The organism is Achromobacter sp. D7-1 (genome assembly GCF_059760445.1).
The window spans coordinates 1-26722 of record NZ_JCBAMT010000039.1; the positions used below are offsets into that span (position 1 = coordinate 1).

Consider the following 26722-nt stretch of genomic DNA (forward strand, 5'->3'; position numbering starts at 1 on the left):
GCGCAGCAGCGCGCGGGCTGCCGGAGAAACATCATGAGCTTTGCCGATATCTGGCTGTTCCTGCAGCAGGGGGTGCTGTCGGGACTGGTGACGGGCAGCGTGTACGCGCTGCTGGCGGTCGCCGTTGTGATCATTTTCAAGACCACCGACGTGCCGAATTTCGCCCAGGGCGAGATCTTCATGGTCGGCGGCTACATCGCCTTGTTCCTCACCCTGGTGATGGGCTGGCCCTATCTCGTCGTCATTCCCATCACGCTCCTCGCCGTGGCCGTCCTGTCGGGCCTGTTCCAGCGCGTCGTCATGGAACGCGTCATCGCCTCCAAGGGCGTGGGCGTGCAAATGGTGATCGCCACGCTGGGCCTGGCCTATGCGCTGAAAGGCCTGGTGCGCCAGACCGGCCTGGGTGACACGCCGCGCTCGCTGCCGCCGCTGGCCTCGACCGACGCCATCATCATCGGCGACGCGGTGCTGACCCAGCTGGACCTGGTGATCTTCGCCGTCGCGGTGGCGGTGATGCTGCTGCTTTTCGGCATGTTCACCTACACCCGGGTTGGCCGCGCGATGCGCGCCGTGGGCATGAACCCCAAGGCCGCGAGGCTGGTGGGCGTGAACCTGACCCGCATTCGCATGCTGGTGTGGGCGCTGGCCGGACTGATATCGGCGGTCGCGGCGCTGCTCATCACGCCCAAGATCCTGATCACGCCCGACATCGGCCATATCGCCATCCTGGCCTACGCGGCGGCCATCGTCGGCGGCATCACCAGCCTGCCCGGCGCGGTGATCGGCGGCTTCGTGATCGGCGTGGCGGAGAACCTGGTGGGGCTGTTCATTTCGACCAATGCCATCGTGGTCGCGCCCTTCGTGGCCATCATGGTGGTGCTGCTGCTGCGTCCGCAAGGGCTCTTGGGCGGCAAACTGCAGGTGAAGAAAGTATGAGCAAGAAAATCGACCATGCGCTGCTGGCGCTGATGGCCGTGGTGCTGGCGGTCCTGCCTTTCGCGGCCAGCGGCTATGTCATCTACGTGGTGAACCTGCTGATGGTGTTCGTGGTGCTGGCGCTGGGCCTGCACCTGGTCATTGGCGAGACCGGGCAGTTTGCGCTGTCGCATGCCGCTTTCTACGGCGTGGGCATCTATACCGCCGGCCTCATCAACAATCTGTGGCATCCGCCCTTTTTCATTTCCATCGTCGCGGGCGGGCTGCTGGCAGCCGCGCTGGGCTATGTGATCGGCGCGCTGGCGCTGCGCATGCGTGACATCTACCTGGCGCTGTCCACCTTCGCCTTCGGCGAAGCGATGCAGTGGGTGTTCCTGAACTGGCAATCGGTCACCAATGGCTCGAACGGTTTCCGGATCTCGCCGGCCACGCTGTTCGGCTATGAACTGGTGTCGGACGCCAAGGCGTACCCCTTCGTGGTGCTGATCGCCGCGCTGCTGCTTTGGGCCACGGTAGCCCTGTCCCGCTCGCAGCTCGGTTCGGCCTTCCGCGCGGTGCGCGAAAGCGACGTGGCGGCGCAGGCCATGGGCGTGAATGTCAACGCCATCAAGCGCACCGCCTTCACGCTTTCCGCCGCCTATGCCGGCATCGCGGGCGGCATGTACACGACCTTCGCTTCCTTCATCCACCCGGAAAGCCTGGGCTTCCAGACCACCATCCTGATCCTGACCATGGTGGTGGTCGGCGGCATCGGCTCGGTGCGCGGCGCCATTGCCGGCGCCCTGGCCTTCGGCCTCATTTCCGAGTTGCTGCGCCAGGCGCTGTCGTTCCAGGAAATCATCTACGGCGTCATATTGATGGGTTTCATGATGTTCGCGCCCAAGGGCCTGTTCGCCGGCCGCGGCGCGCGCGGACGCGCGCCGGCGCCCGCCACGCCGCTCCCCTCCACTCCCAACAAGGCCGCGGCCAAACCGACCCAAAGGAGCGCGGCATGAGCAGCCATCCCTATCTGGACGTGCAGGGTCTGACCGTGAAGTTCGGCGGCCTCACCGCCATCAACGGCCTGTCCATGCAGGTCGAGCGCGGCCGCATCCACGCGCTGATCGGCCCCAACGGCGCGGGCAAGTCCACCACCTTCAATTGCATCTCGCGCTACTACCGCCCCAGCAGCGGCAGCATCCAGTTCGACGGCGTCGACATCACCCGCAAGAAGCCGCACGAAATGGCGGCGCTGGGCGTGGCCCGCACCTTCCAGAACCTGGAGCTGTTCGGCGCGCTCAGCGTGCGCGAGAACGCCTTGCTCGGCACCTACGCGCACGGCGCCGACAGCGCCGGCAAGCTGCTGCGTCCGGCCGCCGCGCAGACGCGCGAGCGGGTCGAGCACCTGCTGGAACGCGTGGGGCTGGCCGACTTCCTCGACACGCCGGCGTGCAGCCTGGACTTCGGCCGCCAGAAGATGCTGGAACTGGCGCGCGCCCTGGCCATATCGCCCAAGCTGCTGTTGCTGGACGAACCGGCGGCCGGCCTGCGCAACCGCGAGATCGAAACGCTGGACCGCCTGCTGACCGAGCTGTGCGAACGCGACGGCATCACGGTGCTGCTGGTGGAGCACGTCATGCAGCTGGTGATGTCGATCTCGGATCGCATCACCGTCATGTCCTTCGGCGAGAAGATCGCCGAAGGCACGCCCGCGGAAGTGCGCAGCAACCCCCGGGTCATCGAAGCCTATCTGGGCAAGGGAGCCGCTGGTGGCTGAATATCTGCTTGAAGTCGAGGCGGTATCGGCCGCCTACGGCAATATCCGCGCGCTGCAGGACGTATCGCTGAAAGTGCCGCAGGGCGCCATCGTGGCGCTGCTGGGCGCCAACGGCGCGGGCAAGTCCACCACGCTCAATGTGATCTCGCGCCTGGTGGCTCCCACCGCGGGCAGCGTGCGCTTCGCCGGCGAACCCATACACCGCCTGGCGGCGGACGCCATTGTGGGACGCGGCATCGTGCAGGTGCCGGAGGGCCGCGAGATCTTCCGCGAAATGAGCGTGCGCGAGAACCTGGAAATGGGCGCCTACCTGCGCACCGACCGCCCGGCGGTCAAGCAGGATCTGGACATGGTCTGCGACACCTTTCCGCGCCTGCGCGAACGCTACGAGCAAAAGGCCGCGACCTTGTCCGGCGGCGAACAGCAAATGCTGGCCACGGGCCGCGCCATGATGGCGCGGCCGCGCATGATCCTGCTGGATGAACCGTCGATGGGACTGTCGCCGCTGGTGGTCGAACAGATCTTCGACATCGTGCTGCGGCTGAATCGCGAACAAGGCATCACCATCCTGCTGGTGGAGCAGAACGTGAAGCTGGCGCTGTCGGTGTCCAGTTACGCGTACATCCTGGAAAACGGCGAAATCGCGCTGGAAGGCGAATCCGCCGCGCTCGCCAGCGACGAAGGCGTGCAGCGCGCCTATCTGGGCGCCTAGCGCGCCGAAAGGACCGACCATGATATCGATGCAAGACAAGCGGGTGCTCGTCACGGGCGCGGGCCGCGGCCTGGGCGCGGCCATCGCGCAGGGCTTTGCGCGCCAAGGCGCGGCCGTGATCGTCGCCGACGTGGACGCGGCGCTGGCCGCCGCCACGGCGCAGGCCATCCGCGTAGCGGGCGGCAAGGCCGCCGACGCAGTGCTGGACGTGACCGATGCCGCCGCCGTGCGCGCCTTTGCCGAGCGGTCCGCCACCGAACACGGCCATCTGGACATCCTGATCAACAACGCCGGGATTTCCGCCCGAGCCCCGTTCGACGATCCCAAGACGCCCGAGATCTGGGAGCGTCTGATGAGCGTGAATCTGCAGGGCACCTTCAACGTCACGCACGCCTTCGTCGAGCAGCTGAAGGCCACGCGCGGCGCCATCGTCAACCTGTGTTCCATCGTGGCCTATGGCTGCAGCATTTCGACCGCGGGCTACGTGGTGTCCAAGGGCGGCGTGCGCTCCTTCACCGAGGTGTTGGCGCGCGACCTGGCGCCGCACGGCGTGCGCGTGAACGCCGTGGCCCCCGGTCTGATGGAAACCGAGATGACGGCGGGCCAGCGCGCGCAAGCGCAGGGCACGGACTGGTACATGCAGCGCGCGCCCATGGCGCGCGCGGGACGGGCCGACGAGATCGTGGGCCCGGTTCTTTTCCTGGCCTCGGACATGGCCAGCTACGTGAACGGCGTGGTGCTGCCCGTGGACGGCGGCTACCTGGCCGTATAGGGAAACATCATGAATCTGGGCACGGCATTGGTCACGGGCGGCGCCAGCGGCATGGGCTTGGCGATCGTGGAGCGGCTGGCGCGCGACGGCTTTCGCGTCGTGCTGGCCGATCGCAACGCGGAGCTGGCCGCGAAAGAGGCGCAGGCATTGCAGGCGCAGGGGCTGGACGTGGAACACCGCGTGGTGGACCTGACGGATGAGGCCGCCACCCGTGCGCTGGCCCGCTCGCTCGCGCCGCTGGCGGCGCTGGTCAACAACGCGGGGCTGTTCGACGAGCGCAAGTTCTTCGAGGTCGACAGCGCCGACTACCGCCGCGCCTTCGACGTCAACCTGCTGGCGGTGGCGACCCTGACGCAGGAAGCGGCGCGCGACATGGCGCCCGGCGCCAAGATCGTCAATATCGCGTCGCGCGCCTACCTGGGCGCGAAGAACCACCCGCACTACGTAGCCTCGAAAGCGGCCCTGGTGGGCTACACACGCGCCTCGGCCATGGAGCTGGCCGCGCGCGGCATCCTGGTCAACGCCATCGCCCCCGGCCTCATCGACACGCCGCTCTTGCGCAATCTCACACCCGAACGCCTCGCGGCCCAACTGGCCCTGCAGCCCACCGGCCGCGCGGGCCAGCCGCAAGACATCGCCAATGCCGTGTCCTTCCTGGCCGCGCCGCACATGGACTTCATCACAGGCCAGGTCATCTTCGTGGACGGCGGTAAATCGCTGGGCGGCTCGGGAGCATAGGCAGCATGGAAGGCATCACTTGGGACAAGGAAGTCGACGCGCTGGTCGTCGGCTCGGGCGCGGGCGGCATGGCCGCGGCGTTGACGGCGCGCGAGGAAGGGCTGGACGTGCTGCTGGTCGAGAAGACCTGCCGCGTTGGCGGCTCCACCGCCATCTCCGGCGGCGCGCTGTGGATACCGCTGAATGCGCAGACGGAAGCCGCCGGCCATCCGGACAACTTCGACAAGGTGTGGACCTATCTGGAACAGACCGTGGGCGCGGCGGCCCCGGACGACATGAAGCGCGCCTACCTGGAAGCCGGCCCGCGCATGATGGACTACCTGGCCTCGCGCGGCATCCTGGACGTGGCCGCGCGCACCGCCTCGCCCGATTACTACCCCGATCTGCCCGGCGCCGCGATGGGCGGCCGCTCGCTGGATCCGCTGGAGTTCGACGGCCGCAAGCTGGGCCAGGACTTCCGTACGCTGCGCGATCCGCTGAAGGAATTCACGGTGCTGGGCGGCATGATGGTCAACATCACCGACGTGCGGCATCTGCTGCGCGCCACGCGCTCATTCGCGGCCTGGCGCCACAGCATGAAGCTGGTGCTGCGCTATGCCGCCGACCGCGCGCGCGGTTATCACCGCGGCACCCGCCTGTTGCTGGGCAATGCGCTGGCCGCGCAGCTGTTCCACGGCCTGCTGGCCCGCAGGATCGAGTACTGGCTCGACACGCCGGCGCTGGCGCTGCACCGCGATGCCAGCGGCCGCGTGCTGGGCGCCGCCGTCGCGCGCGGCGGCAAGACGCTGAACATCCGCGCGCGGCGCGGCGTAGTGATGGCCACGGGTGGCTTTCCCTGGGATCCGGAGCGCCGCGCGCAGTCCTATCCCCAGCCCACCGGCCTCTGGTCCATGTCGCCGCGGGACAATACGGGCGACGGCATCCGCCTGTCGGAAACTGCCGGCGCCGCGCTCGGCAGGGGCCACGCCAGCCCCGCATTCTGGGCGCCGGTGTCCGTCCTGGAATCCGCGGACGGCCAGCGCCTGCATTATCCGCACCTGGTGTGGGACCGGGCCAAGCCCGGCCTCATCGCGCTCAACAGCGCCGGCCAGCGCTTCGTCAACGAATCGGCCTCGTACCACGAGTTCGTGCAGGCCATGTACCGCAACAACGGCGCGACGCCCAGCGTTCCCGCCTTCCTGATCTGCGACCAGCGCTTCATCGACACCTGGGGCCTGGGTCTGGCGCTGCCTGGCGGGAGACCGCGCCAGCATCTGATCGATGCGGGCTATCTGCTGCAAGGCGCCACCCTGGCGGCGCTGGCTGCCCGGCTGGGCGTGCCCGGCGATGCGCTGCAAGCCACGGTGGACCGCTACAACGCCCACGCGGCCCAGGGCCAGGACCCTGATTTCGGCAAGGGATCGACCGCCTACAACCGCTACCTGGGCGATCCGGAACACGAACCCAATCCCTGCCTCGCGCCGCTGGCCGCGGGCCCCTATTACGCGGTCAAGGTCTATCCCGGCGACATCGGCACGGCCTGCGGCATCGCCGCCAACCGGGACGCCCAAGCCCTGGACGCCGCAGGCGCGCCGATCCCCGGCCTCTACGTCGCCGGCAACGACATGCAATCCGTGATGGGCGGCGCCTATCCCGGCCCCGGCATCACGCTCGGTCCCGCCTTGACCTTCGGCTGGATCGCTGGACAACATCTGGCGCATGCACAACACTGACGCCTCTCCACCGACAAGGATACCCATGAAAATCTTTTACTCGCCCGCCTCGCCCTTCGTGCGCAAGTGCATGGTCATCGCCCATGAGCTCGGCCTGGCCGACCGCATCGAAAGGCTGCCCAGCGCGGCCGGCCCCGTCGCGCGCGACCAGAGCATCATCCCCAGCAATCCGCTGGGCCAGGTGCCTACCTTCATCACCGACGACGGCCAGGCGCTGTACGACAGCCGCGTGGTCTGCGAATACCTCAACGACCTGGGCGGCGGCGCGCTGTTCCCGGCCGGCAAGGACCGCTGGCAGGTACTGACAGAGCAATCGATGGCCGACGGCATGCTGGGTGCGGCGCTGCTGGCCCGCTATGAAACCGTGCTGCGCCCCGAAGCGCTGCGCTGGGACGGCTGGGTCGAAGGCCAGTTGGGCAAGGTCCGCGACGGCCTCGCGCTGGTGGAGAAGAGTGCCGCCTCGCTGAACGGCCGCCTCGACATCGGCACCATCACCATCGGATGCGCGCTGGGCTATCTGGATTTCCGCTTTCCGGACCTGGATTGGCGCGCCGGCCACCCGGCCACCGCCGCCTGGTACGAGACCTTCAGCCAACGGCCATCCATGCAGGCCACCAAGCCCTAATCCGGTTTGGGCAGGCGCAGGGCCGGGAGAACCCGCCGGGCTCCCTGGCCATCACCTGCCCTGAGTACGGCGCGGCCCGCGGGCCGCGTCGCTAGGGCCCCTGACCTCGTCAGGGGCCTTTTTTTCGCCACGACCGCCCTCAGCTGTTACAGTGAAATTGCCAGACGGGCCGATCCGCCGGCCTGTCATCAGAAAAAGGGGCCCAGCATGAACGTCGCTGCGATCTCCGCCATCCACCGGGCCGACGCGCCCTACCCCGCGCGTTCCGCCACGCTGGACGCCACGCGCCCATTCCTTGAAACGCAAGGCATTGCCCATGTCCGGGCCGCCAAGGCCGCGGCTGCGGGCCACGCCGCGCCAACCATCCGCGAACGCGACCACCAGCCGCCCGCGCAGACCGTCATCGGCGCCTCCAATGCGGACGCGCTGCGCGACCTGCACGCGGAATCGCGCATGCGCCGCGCGCTCGAGGCGTTCACCACGCAACCCGACCCGACGGCCCAGCGCGCCGGCTCCGCCAACGACCTGGGCACCATCGAAGGCCTGATGCCGCTGCAAGCCTACCGTGTCGCCATGGGCAACCCGCAGGTCCAGGAACTGCAGACCGCAGTGGCGATGAAGGCGGCAGGCCTGGGCATCCCCAAGGTCGCCAATATCGGCGCGACCGAGAACGTCACGGACCAGGCCCGCTACCGGCCGGGCCACACGCCCTGACCAAAAAAAAAAAGCCTGACGCTTTCATCAGGCGGTTTTTCATGCAGGACCGGACGGAGATCAGTGGAAGAATTCCGCAATCATCGTCGCACCCAGGAACGTACCCGCGTTGGCGGCCAGGGACACCACCACGATCTTCCAACCCAGCTTGCGGAAGGCGGGCAGGTCCTTGAGGATGGACAAGCCGGCCATGGCCAGGATCACGGTCGTGAACGGCAGGAAATTGACCTTGCCGACCATCGCGATGATCTGGTCCGAGTACGGCAGCACGCCCGGGCAGCCCGCGGTCATGGCGATCAGCGACAGCACGAACACGGCCGGCAGCTTGGGCACCACGCGCAGCACCAGGTCGGCGATCACGACCAGCAGGATGATGATGCCCATGCCCGGCAAGGCGTCGGCGAACGGCACGTTGTAGCCCAGGCGGTTGCCCACCAGCGCGAACAGGCCGCAGATGACGTAAGCGGTCAAGCGGTCGCCGAAGCCCATCTTGGCGCCATGCGCCGGCGTTTCCTGCGCGGCGCCGTCGTCGGCAGCAGCAGCGGTCTCGGCCTTGCCGCGCGAGAAGCGGCCCAGTACGGGCTCCAGCTTGTCGTACAGGAAGATGGTGGTCGGCAGCGAGATGAACAGCGTGAAGTACACGCCCACCACCGTGGTCAGCAGGTTGGCGGCGGCGGCCAGCGCGGCCACCTGGTGCGCGACTTCGGGAGTCTGCTGGGAGGCGATCGCGCCCACGCCGGCAGCCATCATGCTGCCCGAGCCCACGCCGGCGCCCATGGCGAGCGAACGCGGATCGAAGATGTTCAGGCTGGTGATGAAGCCGGCCATCAGCGCCACGAACAGCGCGCCGATCACGGTGCCGGTGATGTATTCGGCCATCACGCCGCGGCCTTCGGGCGAGTTCATGCCGTAGCGCTCGCCGATGATGGCCAGGCTGGGCTCGCGGCCCACCGAGAAGGTTGCGCCGATGGCTTCGCGCTTGATGCCCAGCAGCAGGGCCAGCGGCAGGCCGATGGCCATGGTGCCGAAGAAGTGGCCGAACTCCTGGAACACCAGAGCCCAGCCGGCTTCGCGCACCTGCGGCAAGGCGCCGCCCACCATCAGGCCCAGCTTGGCCAGGAAAGGCAGCAGCGCGTATTGCAGATAGCCGCTGATGCGGGTCTGCATGGCGGTATCGATGTTCAGGCCGGCAGGCAGGCGCTGGCCACAGGCGGCGACGATGGCGCCGATGAAGATGGCCCACAGCATCGGCTGCAGAACGATCTTGCCCGGGCCGACGTTGAAGGTGGCGCTGCCGATCGCTTCTGAAATGACGACCACCAGCAAGATGGCGGCGAGCATGCGGATGCGCCCGGATAGCGGCATGGAGGGCGCGGCCAGGCTGGCGCTGGCGTGTGACATCGGATTCCCCTGATGAACGTGAATAATCGTCGTGGCTGCCCGCCGCAACCCCGTCCGGCCGGCGCCCCAGAGGAGCGTCGCGGCGCGGCGGCGGCGAGGCGCTCGCAGCAGGGCCGATTTTCGCCGGGGGCCCAGCATGCAACCATGACAGGGCTGGCGCATAAACGTTGCGTAAAATGCAACGGAAAGGCTTTTCCAGGGAAAATTTTGCATGAACTTGGGCCATGCAAGGGTAAACCCTAGATTGTATCTGTGGATCTGCCGCCGCACTCCCCCTCGGAGCACCGCCATGGACGAAAAACTCGACGCCCGCCGCACCCACTACTTCATGCAGGTCATGAGCCGCGGCTCGGTGCGCGGCGCGGCCGAAGTGCTGGACATGGACCCGTCCGCCGTCAGCCGCGCCATCGCCGCGCTGGAACGCGATTGCGGCATCGCCCTGTTCGAACGCCGCGGACGCGGCGTGGTGCCCACGGATGCCGGACATATCCTGGCGCGCTACATCAAGCGCCAGCAGGACATCCAGGAGAGTTTCTTCTCCGAGATCGACAGTCTGCGCAAGGCGGAACGGGGACACATCGACCTGGTGCTGGGCGAAGGCTTCGTGGAGCTGATGTTCGAACGCGTGCTGCCCGGCTACTGGCGCAGCCACCCCGAAGTCACGCTGGACATCGACGTGGCGCGCACCTCCGAGATCGTGCAGCGCATCGTCGACGACCGCGCCTACATAGGGCTGGTGTTCCAGCCGCCCAACGACGCCCGCCTGCGCACCCATTACTCGCGGCCCGAGCCGATCCGCGCCATCGTCCGCGACGACCATCCGCTGACCCGGCTGCGCCGTCCGCTGCTCCTGACCGACCTGGCCGACTATCCCGGCGCGTCCATGCAGGAAGGGTTCGGCGTGCGCCAGCATATCCAGGCTGCCGAAATCAGCGAACAGGTCCGGCTGCGCAACGTGCTCACCACTTCGTCCTTCAAGGCGCTGTGGCAGTTCGCCGCCGCCGGCATCGGCTACGCGTTGACGCCGCCCATCGCGGTCACGGCCGACATGCGCGCCCAGCGCCTGGCCAGCCTGCCGCTGGCCAACCCCATCCTCAACCAGGGCAGCCTGCACGTGCTGAGTCGCGCCGGCCGCCATGTCTCGCCCGCCGCGCGGGAATTGCTGGACCACATCGTGCGCGGCATCGGCGCCCCGGCCGGGTCCACGTCTGATACGGTCGGGTAAGGCGGATCTGCATCTGTTTCCGCAACGCGCGGCGGCCTACATTGACGGCATCCACCACTACGCCAGGAGAGACAACATGCTCAGTTTCTTGCGCACGGTCAAATCCGTGCTGTGGGGATTCTTCGGCGTGCGCCGCGGACGGGGCTACGATGCCGACATCGCCAACAACAAGCCGGCCCCGCTGATTCTGACCGGGCTGCTGATGGCGGCCTGTCTGGTCATCATTCTGGTGCTGGTGGCGCGCTGGGCGGTAAACGCCGCGTTGTAGATCGGCCGTCCCGCAAGAATGGCCGCCCCAAGGCGGGACAGCCCCCCCTGGGGGGCAGCAAGCGCGCGTCAGCGCGCGCAGCGTGGGGGCCCCATTACCTTATTACCAGAATGACTTAGACGGTCGCCGCAGCTGCCTGTTACGGTTATGAACCCCTTTCCCCTGCCGCATTGCGCCAGGCGAGCGCAGGGATTCAGACCGAGAAGACTTCAAGGGCAGTAGACATGTACGTGTATGACCCCGTCGACCAGCAACTCGTCGAGCAGCGTGTGGCGCAGTTCTCCGACCAGACGCGCCGCTTCCTCGATGGCCAACTAACGGAAGATGAATTCCGTGTTTTGCGTTTGCAGAACGGCCTGTACATCCAGCGCCACGCGCCCATGCTGCGCGTCGCCATTCCCTACGGCATCCTGGCGTCGCGCCAATTGCGCACGCTGGCGCACATCGCGCGCAAGTGGGACCGCGGCTACGGCCATTTCAGCACCCGCCAGAACATCCAGTTCAACTGGCCCAAGCTCGAAGACGTGCCAGCCATCCTGGCCGAGCTCGCCACCGTGCAGATGCACGCCATCCAGACCAGCGGCAACTGCATCCGCAACACCACCACCGACCATTTCGCCGGCGTCGCGCCGGACGAGCTGGTGGATCCGCTGGTGTGGTGCGAGATCATCCGCCAGTGGTCCACGCTGCACCCCGAATTCGCCTTCCTGCCGCGCAAGTTCAAGATCGCGGTCAGCGGCGCGGTGCAGGACCGCGCGGCCGTGGGCGTGCACGACATCGGGCTGCAGGCCGTCGAACGCGACGGCAAGCTGGGCTTTCGCGTCTGGATCGGCGGCGGCCTCGGCCGCACGCCCATCGTGGGCAAGCTGATCAACCCCTTCGTCGAATGGCAGGACCTGCTGACCTATCTGCAGGCCGCGCTGCGGGTCTACAACCTGCACGGACGCCGCGACAACAAGTACAAGGCGCGCATCAAGATCCTGGTGAAGGACCTGACGCCGGAAGTCTACGCACAGCAGGTGGATGAACAATGGCAGCTCATCAAGGGCGGGCCCGACACCATCACCCAGGAATTCGTCGACACCATCAGGACCCGCTTCGTCTGGCCGAAATATGACGCCGCCGCCGCGCAGGACGTCGACAACACCGCGGCGCTGGCCGCCGCCGATCCGCGCTTCGCGCGCTGGCTGCGCACCAACGTGCATCCGCACAAGGCGGCCGGCTACGCCGCCGTCACCGTATCGCTCAAGCCCACCGGCGTGCCGCCGGGCGACATCACCGCCGACCAGATGGACGCGGTGGCCAACCTGGCCGACGACTACGGCTTCGGCGAGCTGCGCGTCTCGCACGAGCAGAACCTGATCCTGGCCGACGTGCGCCGCGCACGCCTGCATGAACTCTGGACCACGCTGCAGACGCTGAACCTGGCCACGCCCAACATCGGGCTGCTGACCAACATCATCGCCTGTCCGGGCGGGGATTTCTGCGCGCTGGCCAATGCCGTCTCCATCCCCGTGGCCGAAGCCATCCAGCGCCAGTTCGACAACCTCGACTACCTGTTCGAGATCGGCGAGCTGGACCTGAACATCTCGGGCTGCATCAACTCCTGCGGCCACCATCACGTGGGCCACATCGGTATCCTCGGGGTCGATAAGGCCGGCGAGGAGTGGTATCAGGTCACCATCGGCGGGCGCCAGAACGGCGCCGCCAAGCCGCTGCCCGACATCGAATCTACGCGCGGCGGCGGCGCCGCGATCGGCCGCATCATCGGCCCGTCGTTCGCGCGCGACCAGGTCGCGGGCGTGGTGGACCGCCTGGTCCGCACCTATCTGGGCCTGCGCGACAGCGAAGAGGAACGCTTCATCGACGTGGTGGACCGCGTCGGCATCGATCCCTTCAAGCAGGACGTGTACTCCGATCCCGCCTTCGCTAAACCCGCGCAGCACGCCGAGGCCGCCCATGTCTGAAATCTATCCGCACGACGCCCCCGGCCCGCACCTGATCCGCAACGGCCGGCTGGAAGCCGACGCCTGGCGCGTCTTCACGCCTGAGCCCGAAGTCCCCGCCGAGGGCCAGGTGCCGGGCGACGCGCCGGGCTGGATCGTGCCACTTTCCGTCTGGAAGACCTCGCGCGCCACACTGCGCCGCCACCAGCATCCGGTCGCGGTCCAGCTCGATCCGGACGCCGACCTGCGCGACCTGGCCGAAGCCGACGGCACGCTGGATCCCGCCGGCATCGCCTTCATCGCCGTGGACTTCCCGGTCTACACCGACGGCCGCGGCTATTCGCTGGCGCAGCTGCTGCGCACGCGCTACCAGTGGCAGGGCGAATTGCGCGCGGTCGGGGACGTGATGATCGACACCATCCACTACCAGGCGCGCGTCGGCTTCGACAGCTTCCTGGTCAAGCCGGGCCATGATCCCCACAAGGCGCTGGACGCGTTCAAGACCTTCACGGTCCACTATCAAAAGACCTATCGGGTGCCGGCGCCAGCGGCCGCCTAGCCGCCCGGAAACCCCGGCAGCGCCCAGCGCTGCGCCCTGACCTCGTCTTGCGCCAACTGGGCGCGGATCAGGTCGGCAATACTGCGCTGGCGTGCCGCCTGCATGCGGCTGATCAGGCTGGACACGCTGACGGCCAGGCGCGGATATCCGCCCGCGTCGCACAGGGCCACGCCCACCCCCAACACGCCGGGCACCGCGGCATTGCCCACTACCGACCAGCCGCGGTCCCGCGTGTTCTCCACCAGGCGCCGCATCTGCGCCACCGTCATGCCGCCATAGGCGCGCAGCGCCTGCTCGTTCTGCGCAATCACCTCTTCCGACTCGTCCGGCGGCAATGCCGCCAATAGCGCCAGCCCGGCCGCCCCCACGCCCAGCGGCTGGCGGTGCCCCACCGTGACCGCCAGCACCTGCACGGGATAGTTGCCCACCTCGCGGTGCAAGCAGAGCGAATCGTTGCCGGCGCGGCAGATGAGGAAAGCGGAATCGCCGCTGACATCGCTGATCTGCCGCAGCACCGGCCGCAGGCCGCGCACCGCCTGCGCATGCGGATCGCCCGCCATCATCACGCCCAGCTCGGCCACGCGCCAGCGCGGCGCCTCGGACTCGCGCAAGGCGTAGCCCTCCTGCACCAGCACATCGAGATAGCGATAGGCCGTGGTCCGCTGCATGCCTGCCGCGCGCGCGATGTCGACCACGTGCATGCCCGCCGCGCCCGCCTGCCGCAGCACGCCCAACACGCGCAAGCCGCGGCGCAACACGCGCGGTCCCGAGCCTTCGGATTCTGGCTTGTTCAATTTTTGGACAGATTGCGTTGATGAGGCCTCTATCAAAGCCCAATATGAAGTTGGACAGACGCAGAGTTGTCCAAATATTAGACAAACAGGACGGAGACAACAATGAAGATGCAAAGCAAGCGGTGGGCCGCCGCGGCGGCCGCCCTGGGCGCGCTGCTCGCGGCCCCGGCCCTGGCGGCCAAGCCCTATCCCGAGCGTCCCGTGACGCTGGTGGTCGGCTACGCGGCGGGCGGCGCCACCGACATCGTGGCGCGCCTGATGGCGAAGTCCCTGTCGGAAGAGCTGGGCCAGACCATCGTGGTCGAGAACAAGACCGGCGCCAACAGCAACATAGGCGCGGAAATCGTCGCGCGCGCCGCGCCAGACGGCTACACGCTGTACGTGGGCTCCATTGCCAACACCATCAACCGCACGCTGTACAGCCAGCTCAACTATGACTTCGTGAAGGGCTTCGAGCCCGTGGGCCTGCTGGCGACCATTCCGAACATCCTGGTCGTCAACCCCAAGCTGCCGGTCAAGACCGTGCAGGAATACGTGGCCTACGCGAAGAAAAATCCGGGCAAGCTGACCTGCGCCTCGTCCGGCAGCGGCTCGTCCATCCACCTGTCGTGCGAGCTGTTCAAGATGCAGACCGGCACCGACATCCTGCACGTGCCATACCGCGGCAGCGGCCCGGCCGTGGCCGACCTGCTGGGCGGCCAGGTGGATTCCATGTTCGACAACCTGCCCTCGTCGCTGCCGCACGTGCAGGCCGGCAAGCTGCGCGCCATCGGCGTCACCTCGCCGCAGCGCCTGCCCTCGGCGCCCGACACGCCCACGCTGGCCGAATCCGGCCTGCCCGGCTTCGAGGTGGAATCCTGGTTCGGCGTGATGGCGCCGGCCGGCACCCCCAAACCCGTCGTCGAGCGCTTGAACCAGGCCATCAACAAGGCGCTGGCCAGCCCGGCGCTGCAGGCGTCCTACCAGCAGTCCGGCTTCTACGCGCCACAGCAGCCCAACACCCCCGAGACCTACGCCCAGAAGATCGCCAGCGAGATCGACAAATGGGGCAAGGTCGTCAAGAGCGCCAACCTCAAAGCCAACTAGGAACACCAGGATGTACCCGATAGATTTCTTCTTCCGCGCCGCCGAGCAGTATCCGGACCGCATCGCGCTGGACGGCCCCGAAGGCCAGGTCACTTACTCGCAATTGGCCGCCGATACGCGGGCGCTGGCCGCGGCCTTGCAAGAACTGGATCCCGCGCCGCAGACGCGGGTGGCGATCTGCGCCGGCAACTCCGCGCGGCACATCCTGGCGCTGCTGGCCGTGCTGGCCAGCGGCAAGGTGTGGGTGCCGCTCAACTACCGCAGCACGGAGCGCGAGATCGGGCGCATCCTGGACGCCACCGAGCCGTCCATCGTGATCGTCGACGGCGTGGGCGCGCCGCTGGCGCCCGCGGCCCAGGCGCCGCAAGACCGCCGCCACATCCATCTGGACGACGCGGCGGCGCCGCTGGCATTGGACGCGCTGCTGGCCCGCTGCGCCGGACGCGAGCCGCAGCGCCACGTGCTACCGCGCGACGCCACCCAGGCCATCAAGTTCACCGGCGGCACCACCGGCCTGCCCAAAGGCGTGATGCAGCCGTACCACGCATGGAACGCGGGCATCATCAACCAGATCTCCAGCTGGGGCCTCACCCACGAAGACCGCTATGTGGTGGCCGCCCCCATCACGCACGGCACCGGCACCTACCTGCTGCCGGTGCTGGCGCGCGGCGGCGCCCATCTGCTGCTGGACGGCGTGACGCCGGCCAGCATCACCGCCGCCTTCCGCGAACGGGGCGGCACGCTGAGCTTCATGCCGCCCACGCTGATCTACATGATCATGGCGCAGCCCGGCGTCTCGCGCGCCGACTTCCCGCGACTGCGCAACCTGATCTACGGCGGCGCCCCCATGCCCGTCGAAAAGATCGACCGCGCCCGCGCCTTCTTCGGCCCGGTGCTGGGCACCACCTATGGCCAGACCGAGGCGCCGCAGATCGTGACCGCGCTGCGCCCCGCCGACCTCGAAGCGCCGGAGAACCGCGCCTCGGTCGGGCGCGTCACCTGGCTCACCGACGTGGCCATCATGGCGCCCGACGGCGCGCTGTTGCCGCGCGGCGAGATCGGCGAGGTGGTGGTGCAGGGCGACCTGGTCATGTCCGGCTACTGGCGCCTGCCCGAGAAAACCGCCGAGACGGTGCTGGACGGCTGGCTGCATACCGGCGACACCGGCTTGATCGATGCGCGCGGCTACCTGTTCCTGAAGGACCGTCTGCGCGACGTGATCATCACGGGCGGCTTCAACATCTACCCGGTGGACGTGGAGAACGCGCTGTCCGCGCACCCTGCCGTATACGAATGCTCGGTATTCGGCCTGCCGGACGACAAGTGGGGCGAAGCGGTCCACGCCGCGGTGCAGTTCCATCCCGGCGCAGAGGCCAGCGCAGACGAGCTCAAGGCCCACGTGCGCGGCCTGCTCGGCCCCGTGGCCACACCCAAGCAGTTCCACATCCATGACAGCTTGCCGCGCTCCAGCGTGGGCAAGGTGCTGAAAAATGCCGTGCGCGACGCGGCCCAGAAGGAGACCCCATGAAAACGCCCGAAACCCGCCTCTGCGCGCATCACCTCACCGGCATGTCCTACCGCGACGTGGACCTGGTCGAGGACCTGATCGGCAAGAAGACATTCACCGAAGTCATGATCATGCAGATCCTGGGCCGCGAGGCGCGCCCGGTGGACCTGCGCATCGTCGACGCCGTGCTGGTCACCTTGATGGAGCATGGCCTGACGCCCAGCGCCATCGCCACGCGGCTGATCTACATGAGCGCGCCGGAGAACCTGCAGGGCGCGGTGGCGTCCGGCCTGATGGCGGTGGGCAGCCAGTTCGTCGGCACCATGGAAAATTGTTCGCGCCTGCTGGACCGCATCCGCCAGGCCGATGACGGCCACGCGGAGGCGCTGACGATCGCCCGCGAATTCCGCGCATCGCGCAGCGCCCTGCCCGGCTTCGGCCACCATCTGCACAAGCCCGACGATCCGCGCTCGATCAAGCTGCTGGCGCTGGCCGAGGCCGAACCGGACCTCAAGGGCGACTCGCTCAAGGCGCTGCGCCTGCTGTCGGCCGCGATCGACCAGACCTACGGCAAGCACATCACCATCAACGCCACCGGCGCGGTGGCGGCGCTGCTCAGCGAGATCGGCGTGCCGACCGAACTGATGCGCGGCTTCGCCGTCATCTCGCGCGCGGCCGGCCTGGTGTCGCACGTGGCCGAAGAACAGCAAAGCCCGTCCGGGCGCTATATCTGGGAAACCATCGATCACGCCATTCCCTACGTGGGCAAGGGAAAGACCCACCACGGCGAATAGCCGCCGTGACGGCGCGGTCGCCTGGCGGGCAGAATCGCGTGAAGGACAGGGGGCTGACAGGCATGTACGCCTGACGCCCCCAAACCGTCAGCCCAGGTTCGGCGCCAAGGTGCGCTTCAGGTCTTCGATGCTGCGGCCGCTGCGGGCTGCGTAGTCCTGCAGCTGGTCTTCGCCGATCACGCCCACGTTGAAATACTGCGACTGCGGGTGGCTGAAGTAGAAGCCCGACACGCTGGACGCCGGGTACATGGCGTAGCTGTCGGTCAGCATCATGCCGATGTCGGCGCCGTCCAGCACGCGGAACATATCGGTCTTGATGACGTGTTCCGGGCAGGCCGGGTAGCCTGGCGCGGGGCGGATACCCACGTATTTCTCGGCGATCATGTCCTCGTTGGACAGGGCCTCGTCGGGCGCGTAGCCCCACAGGTCCTGGCGCACGCGGGCATGCAGGCATTCGGCGAAGCCTTCGGCCAGGCGGTCGGCCAGGGACTTCAGCATGATGCTGGAGTAGTCGTCCAGCGCCTTTTCGAATTCCGCTTCCTTCTTCTCGATGCCCAGGCCCGCCGTGACCGCGAACATGCCGATGTAGTCCAGCTTGCCGCTGGACTTGGGCGCGATGAAGTCGGACAGGGACTTGTTGCTGACGCCCTCGCGCTTTGCGCCCTGCTGGCGCAGGTTGCGGTAGGTGAACAGCACCTCGCTGCGGGTCTCGTCCTTGTAGACCTCGATGTCTTCGTCGTTGATGCTGTTGGCCGGATAGAAGCCCACCACGCCGTTGGCGGTGAGCCAGCGGCCTTCGATGATGCGCTTCATCATGGCCAGGCCGTCGGCGTAGACCTTGCGCGCCTGCTCGCCCACGACCTTGTCGTCCAGGATGGCCGGGAACGGGCCGAACAGGCTCCAGGTCTGGAAGAACGGGCCCCAGTCCACGTATTTGGCGATCTCGGCCAGGTCGTAGCTCTTGAAGGTGCGGCGGCCGATGAACTTGGGACGCGGCGGCGTGTAGTTGTCCCAGTCGATCGCGGGGCGCGAGGCGCGCGCTTCGGCCAGCGGCAGGATGGGCGTGGCCTTGCGGTTGGCGTGGCGGCGGCGCACCTCTTCGTATTCCCCGGCCAGTTCGGCCAGGTACGTTTCCGACTGGTCGGACATCAGGTTGGTCGCCACGCCCACCGAACGGCTGGCGTCCGGCACGTAGATGACCGGGCCTTCGTAGTTCGGCGCGATCTTCACGGCGGTGTGCACGCGGCTGGTGGTGGCGCCGCCTATCATCAACGGCAGCTTGCGGCTGCGGAAGTACTCGTCGCGCTGCATCTCGCTGGCCACATAGGCCATTTCTTCCAGGCTGGGCGTGATCAGGCCGGACAGGCCGACGATGTCGGCGTTCTCTTCCTTGGCCTTTTCCAGGATCTGGGCGCAGGGCACCATCACGCCCATGTTCACGACTTCGAAGTTGTTGCACTGCAGGACCACCGACACGATGTTCTTGCCGATGTCGTGCACGTCGCCCTTGACGGTGGCGATGACGATCTTGCCCTTGGCGCGCACGTCGCCGCCGGCGGCCGCGATCTGGCGCTTTTCTTCCTCGATGAAGGGAATCAGGTGGGCCACGGCCTGCTTCATGACGCGGGCGGATTTCACCACCTGCGGCAAGAACATCTTGCCCTCGCCGAACAGGTCGCCGACCACGTTCATGCCGTCCATCAGCGGGCCTTCGATCACTTCAATGGGGCGGCCGCCGCGGTCGAAGATCTTCTGGCGCACTTCTTCCGTGTCTTCCACGATGAAGGTGGTGATACCGTGCACCAGCGCGTGCGACAGGCGCTTTTCCACTTCAGCGTCGCGCCAGGCCAGGTCTTCTTCCTTCTTGGCGCCCGAACCCTTCACGCTGTCGGCGAACTGCACCAGGCGTTCGGTCGGCGTGCGCTCGTCGTCGGCTTCGGTCTTGCCGACGGGCTCGGCGCGGTCCAGCACCACGTCCTCGACCAGGTCGCGCAGCTTGGGGTCCAGGTCGGCGTACACGCCCAGCTGGCCGGCGTTGACGATGCCCATCGTCATGCCTTCCTTGACGGCGTAATAGAGGAACACCGTGTGGATGGCCTCGCGCATGGGCTCATTGCCGCGGAACGAGAAGCTGACGTTGGACACGCCGCCCGAGATGCGGGCGTGGGGCAGGTTCTCGCGGATCCAGCGCGTGCCTTCGATGAAGTCCACGGCGTAGTGGTTGTGCTCGTCGATGCCGGTGGCGACCGCGAAGACGTTCGGATCGAAGATGATGTCCTCGGGCGGGAAGCCTTCTTCCTCGACCAGGATCTTGTAGGCGCGGCCGCAGATTTCCTTGCGGCGCTCCAGCGTGTCGGCCTGGCCCAGCTCGTCGAAGGCCATCACCACCACGGCCGCGCCGTAGCGGCGGCACAGGCGCGCATGGTGGCGGAAGGGCTCCAGCCCCTCCTTCATGGAGATCGAGTTCACCACGGGCTTGCCCTGCACGCACTTCAAGCCTTCCTCGATGACTTCCCACTTGGAGCTGTCGATCATGATCGGCACGCGCGCGATGTCGGGCTCGGAGGCGATCAGGTTGAGGAAGCGGCGCATGCAGGCCACCGAATCCAGCATGGCCTCGTCCATGTTGATGTCGATGATCTGCGCGCCGTTCTCGACCTGCTGGCGGGCCACCGCCAGCGCCTCGTCGTATTTCTCTTCGCGAATCAGGCGGGCGAACATCTTGCTGCCCGTCACGTTGGTGCGTTCGCCGACGTTGACGTACAGCGTGTCTTCGTCGATGTTCAGCGGCTCCAGGCCCGACAGGCGGGTCTTGACCGGAATGTCCGGCACGGCGCGCGGGGTCAACGACATGACCTTGGCCGCGATCTCGCGGATGTGGTCCGGCGTGGTGCCGCAACAGCCGCCCGACATGTTCACCAGCCCGGCGCGGGCGAATTCTTCCAGCAGCGCGGAGGTATCGGCCGGCGTTTCGTCAAAGCCGGTCTCGGCCATGGGGTTGGGCAGGCCGGCGTTGGGATAGACGCAGACGTAGGTGTCGCAGATGCGGGCCAGCTCGGCCACGTAGGGCCGCATCAGCGCCGCGCCCAGGGCGCAGTTCAGGCCGATGGTGATGGGGCGCGCGTGGCGCACCGAGTTCCAGAAGGCTTCCACGGTCTGGCCGGACAGGATGCGGCCCGACGCGTCGGTCACCGTGCCCGAGATCATGACCGGCAGGCGCACGCCGCGGGCCTCGAACACTTCCTCGGTGGCGAAGATGGCCGCCTTGGCGTTGAGGGTATCGAAGATGGTTTCGATCAGGACGATGTCGATGCCGCCGTCCAGCAGGCCATTGAGCTGCTCCACATAGGCGACGCGCAGTTCCTCGAAGGTGACGTTGCGGGCGCCCGGATCGTTCACATCCGGCGAGATGGACGCTGTCTTGGGCTGCGGACCCAGCGCGCCGGCCACGAAACGCGGGCGGTCGGGCGTGCTGTAGGCATCACAGGCCTCGCGCGCCAGGCGGGCGGACACCAGGTTCAGTTCGTAGGCCAGTTCCGGCAGCTCGTAATCGCCCTGCGCGATGGTGGTGGCGCCGAAGGTGTTGGTCTCGATGACGTCGGCGCCGGCTTCCAGGTACTGGCGGTGGATCTCGGAGATCACGTCCGGCCGCACCAGCGACAGCAGTTCGTTGTTGCCCTTGACGTCCTTGCCGTGATCGGCGAAGCGCTCGCCGCGGAAGTCCGCCTCGCCCAGCTTGTAGCGCTGGATCATGGTGCCCATGGCCCCATCCAGGATCAGGATGCGCTTGCCCAGCAGGCGGGCGAATTCGCCGCCGTGGGTATAGGCTTCGGGCGGGTAAGGCAGGCGGGGATACGACACGGGCAGGTCCGGATGGAGTTGGCGACAGCGGCGCTATGTGGCGAAAAAGCGAAAAACGCCGCAAAAACAAGCCCTGATCGTAACAAAATGGGCCTGTTCGCGCCTCCGGGTGATACAGTTTCGGCCCCGAACCGGTGCTTTCGGCGTACGGGCCAGGCAAGAACGCAACACTTGCCGGCCGCGCGCGAAAGGTAAACGGGAAACAGGAAGAACCTCCCAGGACTGCGGCCCCACAAGGCGCCGGCAACCCTGGCTCCAGCCTGTGCTGCCCCCGCAACGGTCCCCATGCGCGCGAAACGCCCATGGCAGCCCGATACCGGCCAGTTCGATCGCAAGGAAGTCCATGCAATACCGCCAGGCCCTCACCGGCCCGCTGCGGCGTGGGCGTCCTCCCCATCGTGTATGGCCTGCGGGGTCGCGGGTCGCATCGAGGTTACGTAGATGAAAATCCGCTCCATCCGGCGCTATGCCGGCGCCCTGCTCTGCTCCGCCCCGGCCGTCGCCGCCGCCCAACAAACCGCCTCCACCACTCCCCAGCTCGACGCCGTCACCGTCACCGCCCAGCGCGTGCCGACCGACGGCCGCACGCTGCCGGTGTCGATCTCGGTCATTACCGCCGAAGACATCGCTGCAGCGAGCGCCCGCACCATGCAGGACGTGCTGTCGACCCAGGCCGGCATCCACCTGATCAACACCAGCAGCTCCAGCGACAACTCCATCGTCGACCTGCGCGGCTTCGGCATCACCGGCGCCAGCAACACGCTGATCCTGATCGACGGCGTCAAGCAGAACACCAACGACCTGTCGGCCCCCAGCCTGGGCGTGGTGCCGCTGGACCAGGTCGAACGCATTGAAATCGTGCGCGGCAGCGGCTCGGTGCAATACGGCGGCGGCACCACCGGCGGCGTGATCAACATCATCACGCGCTCGGATTTCGCCAAGGAGCCGGTCACCGCCCGCGCCACCGCCACCTTCGGCAGCTACGGCCTGCGCCAGTACGACGCCGCCGTGGCGCTGAACAATGAAAAGGTCGGCGTCGACGCCTATATGCAGTCGCTGCACAGCGACGGCTACCGCGATCACAGCGGCGAGCGCCGCGAAGGCGGCGGCGGCGGCATCACCTTCCGCCATGACGACGGCTCGATCCGCCTGTATGGCCGCACTACCACGCAGAAGCTGGAACTGCCCGGCCCGCGCACGATCAATCCGACCACCGGCCTGAACGAATACCAGGACGACCCGCGCGGCTCGAAGAACGACATCGACTTCGTCAAGACGACCACCACCACCTTCGGCCTGCAACTCGAGCAGGCGATCGGCGCCGGCACCCTGTACGCCGACCTGTCGACCCGCGAAAAGAAGCTGGACGGCCTGACGTACGACGGCTTCGGCGACATCCAGCGCGATCAGAAGCTGGAAGAGAACATCGCCAGCGTGCGCTACCGCCTGCCGATCAACGGCGGCCACAGCATCGTCTTCGGCGCCGACGGGCAGGAAGCCAAGACCACCGCCAACCAGAACGCCTATTACGACTTCCAGCCGTCGAAGTGGCAGTCGCGCCAGCACCAGTACGGCCTGTTCGCCGAGGGCCAGGTCCGCGCCACCGACAGCACCTACGTGACGGCCGGCGTGCGCCGCCAGTACGCATCCGACGACCTGGACGTGATCTCCGGCTCGGGCACGGCGTCGGATCGCAGCAACCACCTGACCGCCTGGCAGCTGGGCGTGCGCCAGGACCTGCCCGCCGGCTTCGGCGTGTACGGCAAGGTCGGCCGCAGCTTCCGCCTGCCCAATGCCGACGAACTGCTGTCGGTGCAGAACCCGCTGGCGCCGCAGACGTCGACCGACAAGGAAATCGGCGTGACCTGGCAGTCGGCCAGCAGCAGCGCCCGCCTGTCGTACTTCCGCTACGACCTGACCAACGAGATCCAGTACAACCCGCTGGCCGATGGCATCTGGGGCCCGGGCACCGGCGCCAACACCAACCTGGACCCGACCCGCCGCCAAGGCATCGAACTGGAAGGCCACACCGCGATTTCCAGCAGCGTCTCGCTAGACGCGAACCTGACCTGGATGGAAGCGCAGTTCCGCTCCGGCACCTACGCCGGCGTGGACTTGGCGGGCAAGACCGTGCCGCTGGCGCCAAAGTGGCTGGCGAACGCCGGCGTGACCTGGCGCCCCACCGATGCGTTCCTGTGGAACGTCACGGCGCAATACGTGGGCAAGTCGCGCATGGACAACGACCAGGCCAACCAGTTCGCCAAGGAACTGGACGCCTACGTGCTGTTCAACACCAAGGTGGCCTACAAGTTCACGCGCAACATCGAAGGCGCCATCGGCGTGAACAACATCTTCGACCGCCAGTACGCCACCTACGGCATCCGCGGCGGCAACGCGTCCTTCGAGATGCTGGGCCCCGTCGCCAACTACAGCCTGTACCCCGCGCCGGGCCGCAACTTCTACGCGTCGCTCACGCTGCGCTATTGATAGCGGCATTCCGATATAGTCGGCGTTCCCCGCTGGCTATATCGGCTTTCTGCATGACCCACGCAAGCGCCCGTTCTCGCATCGTTCCGCGGCTGTTCCTGGCCCTGGGTACGCTGCTGTGCGCGGTCGGCGCCACGGCCGGCCAAGCTGCGGCGCAGACCGCCGCAGGTTCCGCGGCAAGTCCGGCGACGGCTTCCGGGCCTGCCTCTGCCACGGCCATCCAGGTCGGCGATGACCAGGGCCGCACAGTCTCGCTGACCGCCCCCGCCCGACGCGCCGTCACCCTGGCCCCGCACGCTACCGAACTCGTCTTTGCGGCAGGCGCAGGTGACCGCATCGCCGCCACCATCCGCGGCAGCGACTATCCGCCCGCCGCCCGCCAGTTGCCCGTGATCGGCGACGGCACCCAGCCCGATGCCGAACGCGTGGCGGCTGTCCGCCCTGACCTGCTGATCGCCTGGCAGCCCGCCGCCGCGGCGCCGTTGGCGCGGGTGATGGACAAGCTGGGCGTGCCGGTGTTCTACAGCGATCCGCAGACCCTGGCCGCCATCCCCGACGCGGTCGAACGCATGGGCACGCTGTTCGGCACCGAGGCGCAGGCGCGGCCCGCGGCCCAGGCCCTGCGCGCGCGCCTGGACGCCCTGGCCTCGCGCTATGCCGGCCGCCGCCCTGTGCGCGTGTTCGTGCAGGCGGGACTGGATCCCATCTACACCCTGAACGACAGCAGCATCGTCAGCGACGCGCTGCGCGTCTGCGGCGGCGTCAACGTCTTCGGCCAGGCGCCCGTGGTCGCCCCCCAGGTCACGCTGGAAAGCGTGCTGGCGGCGCGGCCCGAGGCGGTGCTGGCCGGCATCTCCCGCCCGCAGGACGCCGCCCGCAACCTGGCCGCCTGGCAGGCGCTGGGGCTGCCCGCCGCCCGGCTGGGCCACGTGTACGGCGTCGACGCCGACGCCCTGTACCGCCCGGGTCCGCGCCTGATCGACGCCGCCGAGACGATCTGCGCCGATCTGGACCGGCTGCGCTGATCTTGGTCCGCGCACGCCACGATCTTCAAATAGTGGAACGCCGCATTTCAACGGACGCCTCTGCCGTGCGGCGTCGTGCTTTATCATTCGAGCAACGAATCGCCAGTCCCCGCGGGCCTCGCATCGTGCGCACCCGCCCTTTGAACCTCCGCCATGACCACTCAAGACACTCTCACCATCGCCGGCCGCGCCTACTCGTCGCGCCTGCTCGTCGGCACCGGCAAGTACAAGGACTTTGAACAGACCCGCGCGGCGCTGGATGCCAGCGGCACCGAAATCGTCACGGTCGCCATCCGCCGCACCAATATCGGCCAGAACCCCGGCGAACCGAACCTGCTGGACTACGTCCCGCCGTCGAAATTCACGCTGCTGCCCAATACCGCCGGCTGCTATAGCGCCGACGACGCCGTGCGCACGCTGCGCCTGGCGCGCGAACTGCTGGACGGCCACGACCTGGTGAAACTGGAAGTGCTGGGCGACCCGCAGACCCTGTTCCCCAACATGCCCGAAACCCTCAAGGCCACCAAGACCCTGGTGGACGACGGTTTCAAGGTGATGGTGTATTGCACCGACGATCCCATCCAGTGCCGCATGCTGGAAGACCTGGGCGCGGTGGCCGTGATGCCGCTGGCTTCGCTGATCGGCTCGGGCATGGGCATCCTCAACCCCTGGAACCTGCGCCTCATCATCGACCAGGCCCGCGTGCCCATCGTGGTGGACGCCGGCGTGGGCACCGCGTCGGACGCGGCCATCGCCATGGAACTGGGCTGCGACGCCGTCCTGATGAACACCGCCATCGCCGGCGCGCGCGATCCCATCCTGATGGCCAGCGCCATGAAGAAGGGCGTGGAAGCCGGCCGCGAGGCCTTCCTGGCCGGCCGCATGCCCAAGAAGCTGTACAGCGGCGCCCCCAGCTCGCCCACCGAAGGGCTGATTACCGCCGGCGCCCCCAAATGAGCAACCGCCAGCAGGCCGCCAGCGGCCGTCCCATCCCCAACGCGCTGACCATCGCCGGCGTCGACCCGTCCGGCGGCGCCGGCATCCTGGCCGACGTCAAGGCCATGAGCGCGCTGGGCGCCTACGGCTGCGCGGTGATCGCGGCGCTGACGGCGCAGAACACCCAGGGCGTCACCGGCATTTCGGCGGTCCAGCCCGCCTTTGTCGGCCAGCAGATCGACACGCTGTTCGCGGACGTGCGCATCGACGCGGTCAAGATCGGCATGCTGGGCCAGCAGCCGGTGATCCAGGTGGTGGCCGAGAAGCTCGCCAAATGGACCCCGGCCCATGTGGTGCTGGACCCGGTCATGGTGGCCAAGAGCGGCGACCTGCTGCTGGAGCGCGACGCCGTGGGCGCCATGCGCGAGGCCTTGCTGCCCCAGGCCACCCTGCTCACGCCCAACCTGCCCGAGGCCGGCGTGCTACTGGAAGAGCGCCCGGTGGAAACGGTCAAGGAAATGCGGCGCGTGGCCGAACGCCTGCGCAACAAGCTGGCGCACTCGGGCGAACGCTGGGTGCTGGTCAAGGGCGGCCACCTGCCCGGCAACGAGACCATCGACCTGCTGCACGACGGCGACCGCATGATCGAATTGCCCGGCCACCGCATCGAAACCGTCAACACCCACGGCACCGGCTGCACCTTGTCGGCGGCGCTGGCCGCGCTGCTGCCGCAAACCGGGGACGTGCCCGAGGCCGCGCGCCGCGCCAAGGCCTACCTGACGGAAGCCATCCGCCACGCCGAGCGCCTGTCGGTGGGCTCCGGCCACGGCCCGGTGCACCACTTCCACGCCTGGTGGTAGGCGCGGGC

At 67.8% G+C, this 26722-nt stretch carries 23 protein-coding genes; 20 read left to right on the top strand and 3 right to left on the bottom strand.

Annotation, left to right across the window (positions count from 1 at the left end; translation table 11 throughout):
* The first annotated feature begins 33 nt into the window (after positions 1-33).
* The 9 genes from AC6LKD_RS17560 (at position 34) to AC6LKD_RS17600 (ending at position 7965) form a co-directional block, all read left to right on the top strand.
* Positions 34-936 (top strand): branched-chain amino acid ABC transporter permease, encoded by a 903-nt coding sequence (locus AC6LKD_RS17560; protein ID WP_498116952.1) that lies wholly within the window; start codon positions 34-36, stop codon positions 934-936.
* Positions 933-1931: a branched-chain amino acid ABC transporter permease gene (locus tag AC6LKD_RS17565; RefSeq protein ID WP_498116953.1), complete on the top strand. Its 999-nt coding sequence runs from the start codon at positions 933-935 to the stop codon at positions 1929-1931. Before AC6LKD_RS17560 ends, AC6LKD_RS17565 begins: the two co-directional genes overlap by 4 nt.
* On the top strand, positions 1928-2692 hold the full coding sequence (locus tag AC6LKD_RS17570; protein ID WP_013391279.1) for an ABC transporter ATP-binding protein: 765 nt from the start codon (positions 1928-1930) through the stop codon (positions 2690-2692). Before AC6LKD_RS17565 ends, AC6LKD_RS17570 begins: the two co-directional genes overlap by 4 nt.
* The gene (locus AC6LKD_RS17575; RefSeq protein ID WP_498116954.1) at positions 2685-3404 is read left to right on the top strand and encodes an ABC transporter ATP-binding protein; all 720 of its coding nucleotides are present in this window, start codon (positions 2685-2687) and stop codon (positions 3402-3404) included. The genes AC6LKD_RS17570 and AC6LKD_RS17575 overlap by 8 nt, the downstream gene beginning before the upstream one ends.
* Positions 3405-3423: 19 nt before the next feature.
* Positions 3424-4176: an SDR family NAD(P)-dependent oxidoreductase gene (locus AC6LKD_RS17580; RefSeq protein WP_492275941.1), complete on the top strand. Its 753-nt coding sequence runs from the start codon at positions 3424-3426 to the stop codon at positions 4174-4176.
* Positions 4177-4185: 9 nt separating this feature from the next.
* Positions 4186-4914 (top strand): SDR family NAD(P)-dependent oxidoreductase, encoded by a 729-nt coding sequence (locus tag AC6LKD_RS17585; protein ID WP_424243453.1) that lies wholly within the window; start codon positions 4186-4188, stop codon positions 4912-4914.
* Between the two features lie 5 nt (positions 4915-4919).
* Entirely contained in the window at positions 4920-6626 is a 1707-nt protein-coding gene (locus AC6LKD_RS17590) for an FAD-binding protein (RefSeq protein ID WP_498116955.1), read from the top strand.
* Between the two features lie 25 nt (positions 6627-6651).
* Positions 6652-7251 carry a glutathione S-transferase gene (locus AC6LKD_RS17595; protein ID WP_013391274.1) on the top strand — a complete coding sequence of 200 codons (600 nt, stop codon included), beginning with the start codon at positions 6652-6654 and terminating at the stop codon, positions 7249-7251.
* A gap of 207 nt (positions 7252-7458) precedes the next feature.
* Positions 7459-7965 (top strand): hypothetical protein, encoded by a 507-nt coding sequence (locus tag AC6LKD_RS17600; RefSeq protein ID WP_498116957.1) that lies wholly within the window; start codon positions 7459-7461, stop codon positions 7963-7965.
* A 60-nt stretch (positions 7966-8025) separates the two neighbouring features.
* Here AC6LKD_RS17600 and AC6LKD_RS17605 read toward each other — a convergent pair whose 3' ends face one another.
* Positions 8026-9366, bottom strand: coding sequence for a DUF3100 domain-containing protein (locus tag AC6LKD_RS17605; RefSeq protein WP_013391272.1), 1341 nt, complete (start codon positions 9364-9366; stop codon positions 8026-8028).
* Between the two features lie 289 nt (positions 9367-9655).
* On the opposite strand from AC6LKD_RS17605, the gene AC6LKD_RS17610 reads away from it, so the two are divergent.
* The 4 genes from AC6LKD_RS17610 to AC6LKD_RS17625 all read left to right on the top strand — a co-directional run bounded on the left by AC6LKD_RS17610 (position 9656) and on the right by AC6LKD_RS17625 (position 13364).
* A complete protein-coding gene (locus AC6LKD_RS17610) occupies positions 9656-10591 on the top strand; it encodes a LysR family transcriptional regulator (RefSeq protein ID WP_498116958.1) in 936 nt (311 codons plus the stop codon).
* Between the two features lie 76 nt (positions 10592-10667).
* Positions 10668-10859, top strand: a complete 192-nt coding sequence (locus AC6LKD_RS17615) for a DUF2970 domain-containing protein (RefSeq protein WP_207468972.1) — start codon at positions 10668-10670, stop codon at positions 10857-10859.
* Between the two features lie 224 nt (positions 10860-11083).
* Entirely contained in the window at positions 11084-12826 is a 1743-nt protein-coding gene (locus AC6LKD_RS17620; RefSeq protein ID WP_013391269.1) for a nitrite/sulfite reductase, read from the top strand.
* On the top strand, positions 12819-13364 hold the full coding sequence (locus AC6LKD_RS17625) for a DUF934 domain-containing protein (protein WP_013391268.1): 546 nt from the start codon (positions 12819-12821) through the stop codon (positions 13362-13364). Before AC6LKD_RS17620 ends, AC6LKD_RS17625 begins: the two co-directional genes overlap by 8 nt.
* Here the strand turns inward: AC6LKD_RS17625 and AC6LKD_RS17630 are convergent.
* Positions 13361-14158, bottom strand: coding sequence for an IclR family transcriptional regulator (locus AC6LKD_RS17630; protein WP_498116960.1), 798 nt, complete (start codon positions 14156-14158; stop codon positions 13361-13363). The two genes, AC6LKD_RS17625 and AC6LKD_RS17630, sit on opposite strands and share 4 nt — an antisense overlap.
* A gap of 102 nt (positions 14159-14260) precedes the next feature.
* On the opposite strand from AC6LKD_RS17630, the gene AC6LKD_RS17635 reads away from it, so the two are divergent.
* From AC6LKD_RS17635 to AC6LKD_RS17645, 3 genes are read left to right on the top strand one after another with little or no spacing between them, the layout of a single operon-like run.
* On the top strand, positions 14261-15244 hold the full coding sequence (locus AC6LKD_RS17635; RefSeq protein WP_013391266.1) for a Bug family tripartite tricarboxylate transporter substrate binding protein: 984 nt from the start codon (positions 14261-14263) through the stop codon (positions 15242-15244).
* A gap of 10 nt (positions 15245-15254) precedes the next feature.
* A complete protein-coding gene (locus AC6LKD_RS17640; protein WP_492275935.1) occupies positions 15255-16772 on the top strand; it encodes a class I adenylate-forming enzyme family protein in 1518 nt (505 codons plus the stop codon).
* A complete protein-coding gene (locus tag AC6LKD_RS17645; RefSeq protein ID WP_492275934.1) occupies positions 16769-17545 on the top strand; it encodes a citryl-CoA lyase in 777 nt (258 codons plus the stop codon). Before AC6LKD_RS17640 ends, AC6LKD_RS17645 begins: the two co-directional genes overlap by 4 nt.
* Before the next feature lie 87 nt (positions 17546-17632).
* On the opposite strand, the gene metH is transcribed toward AC6LKD_RS17645, so the two are convergent.
* Positions 17633-21406, bottom strand: coding sequence for a methionine synthase (gene metH / locus AC6LKD_RS17650; protein ID WP_492275933.1), 3774 nt, complete (start codon positions 21404-21406; stop codon positions 17633-17635).
* Between the two features lie 441 nt (positions 21407-21847).
* Here metH and AC6LKD_RS17655 point away from each other — a divergent pair, with 441 nt between their 5' ends.
* From AC6LKD_RS17655 to thiD, 4 genes are all read left to right on the top strand, one after another.
* On the top strand, positions 21848-23893 hold the full coding sequence (locus AC6LKD_RS17655; RefSeq protein WP_013391262.1) for a TonB-dependent receptor: 2046 nt from the start codon (positions 21848-21850) through the stop codon (positions 23891-23893).
* A gap of 53 nt (positions 23894-23946) precedes the next feature.
* Positions 23947-24918 (top strand): cobalamin-binding protein, encoded by a 972-nt coding sequence (locus AC6LKD_RS17660; protein ID WP_492275932.1) that lies wholly within the window; start codon positions 23947-23949, stop codon positions 24916-24918.
* Positions 24919-25071: 153 nt separating this feature from the next.
* The gene (locus tag AC6LKD_RS17665; RefSeq protein WP_013391260.1) at positions 25072-25875 is read left to right on the top strand and encodes a thiazole synthase; all 804 of its coding nucleotides are present in this window, start codon (positions 25072-25074) and stop codon (positions 25873-25875) included.
* Complete coding sequence (gene thiD, locus AC6LKD_RS17670; RefSeq protein ID WP_498116961.1) at positions 25872-26714, top strand: bifunctional hydroxymethylpyrimidine kinase/phosphomethylpyrimidine kinase; 843 nt, start codon at positions 25872-25874, stop codon at positions 26712-26714. Before AC6LKD_RS17665 ends, thiD begins: the two co-directional genes overlap by 4 nt.
* Positions 26715-26722 lie beyond the last annotated feature (8 nt).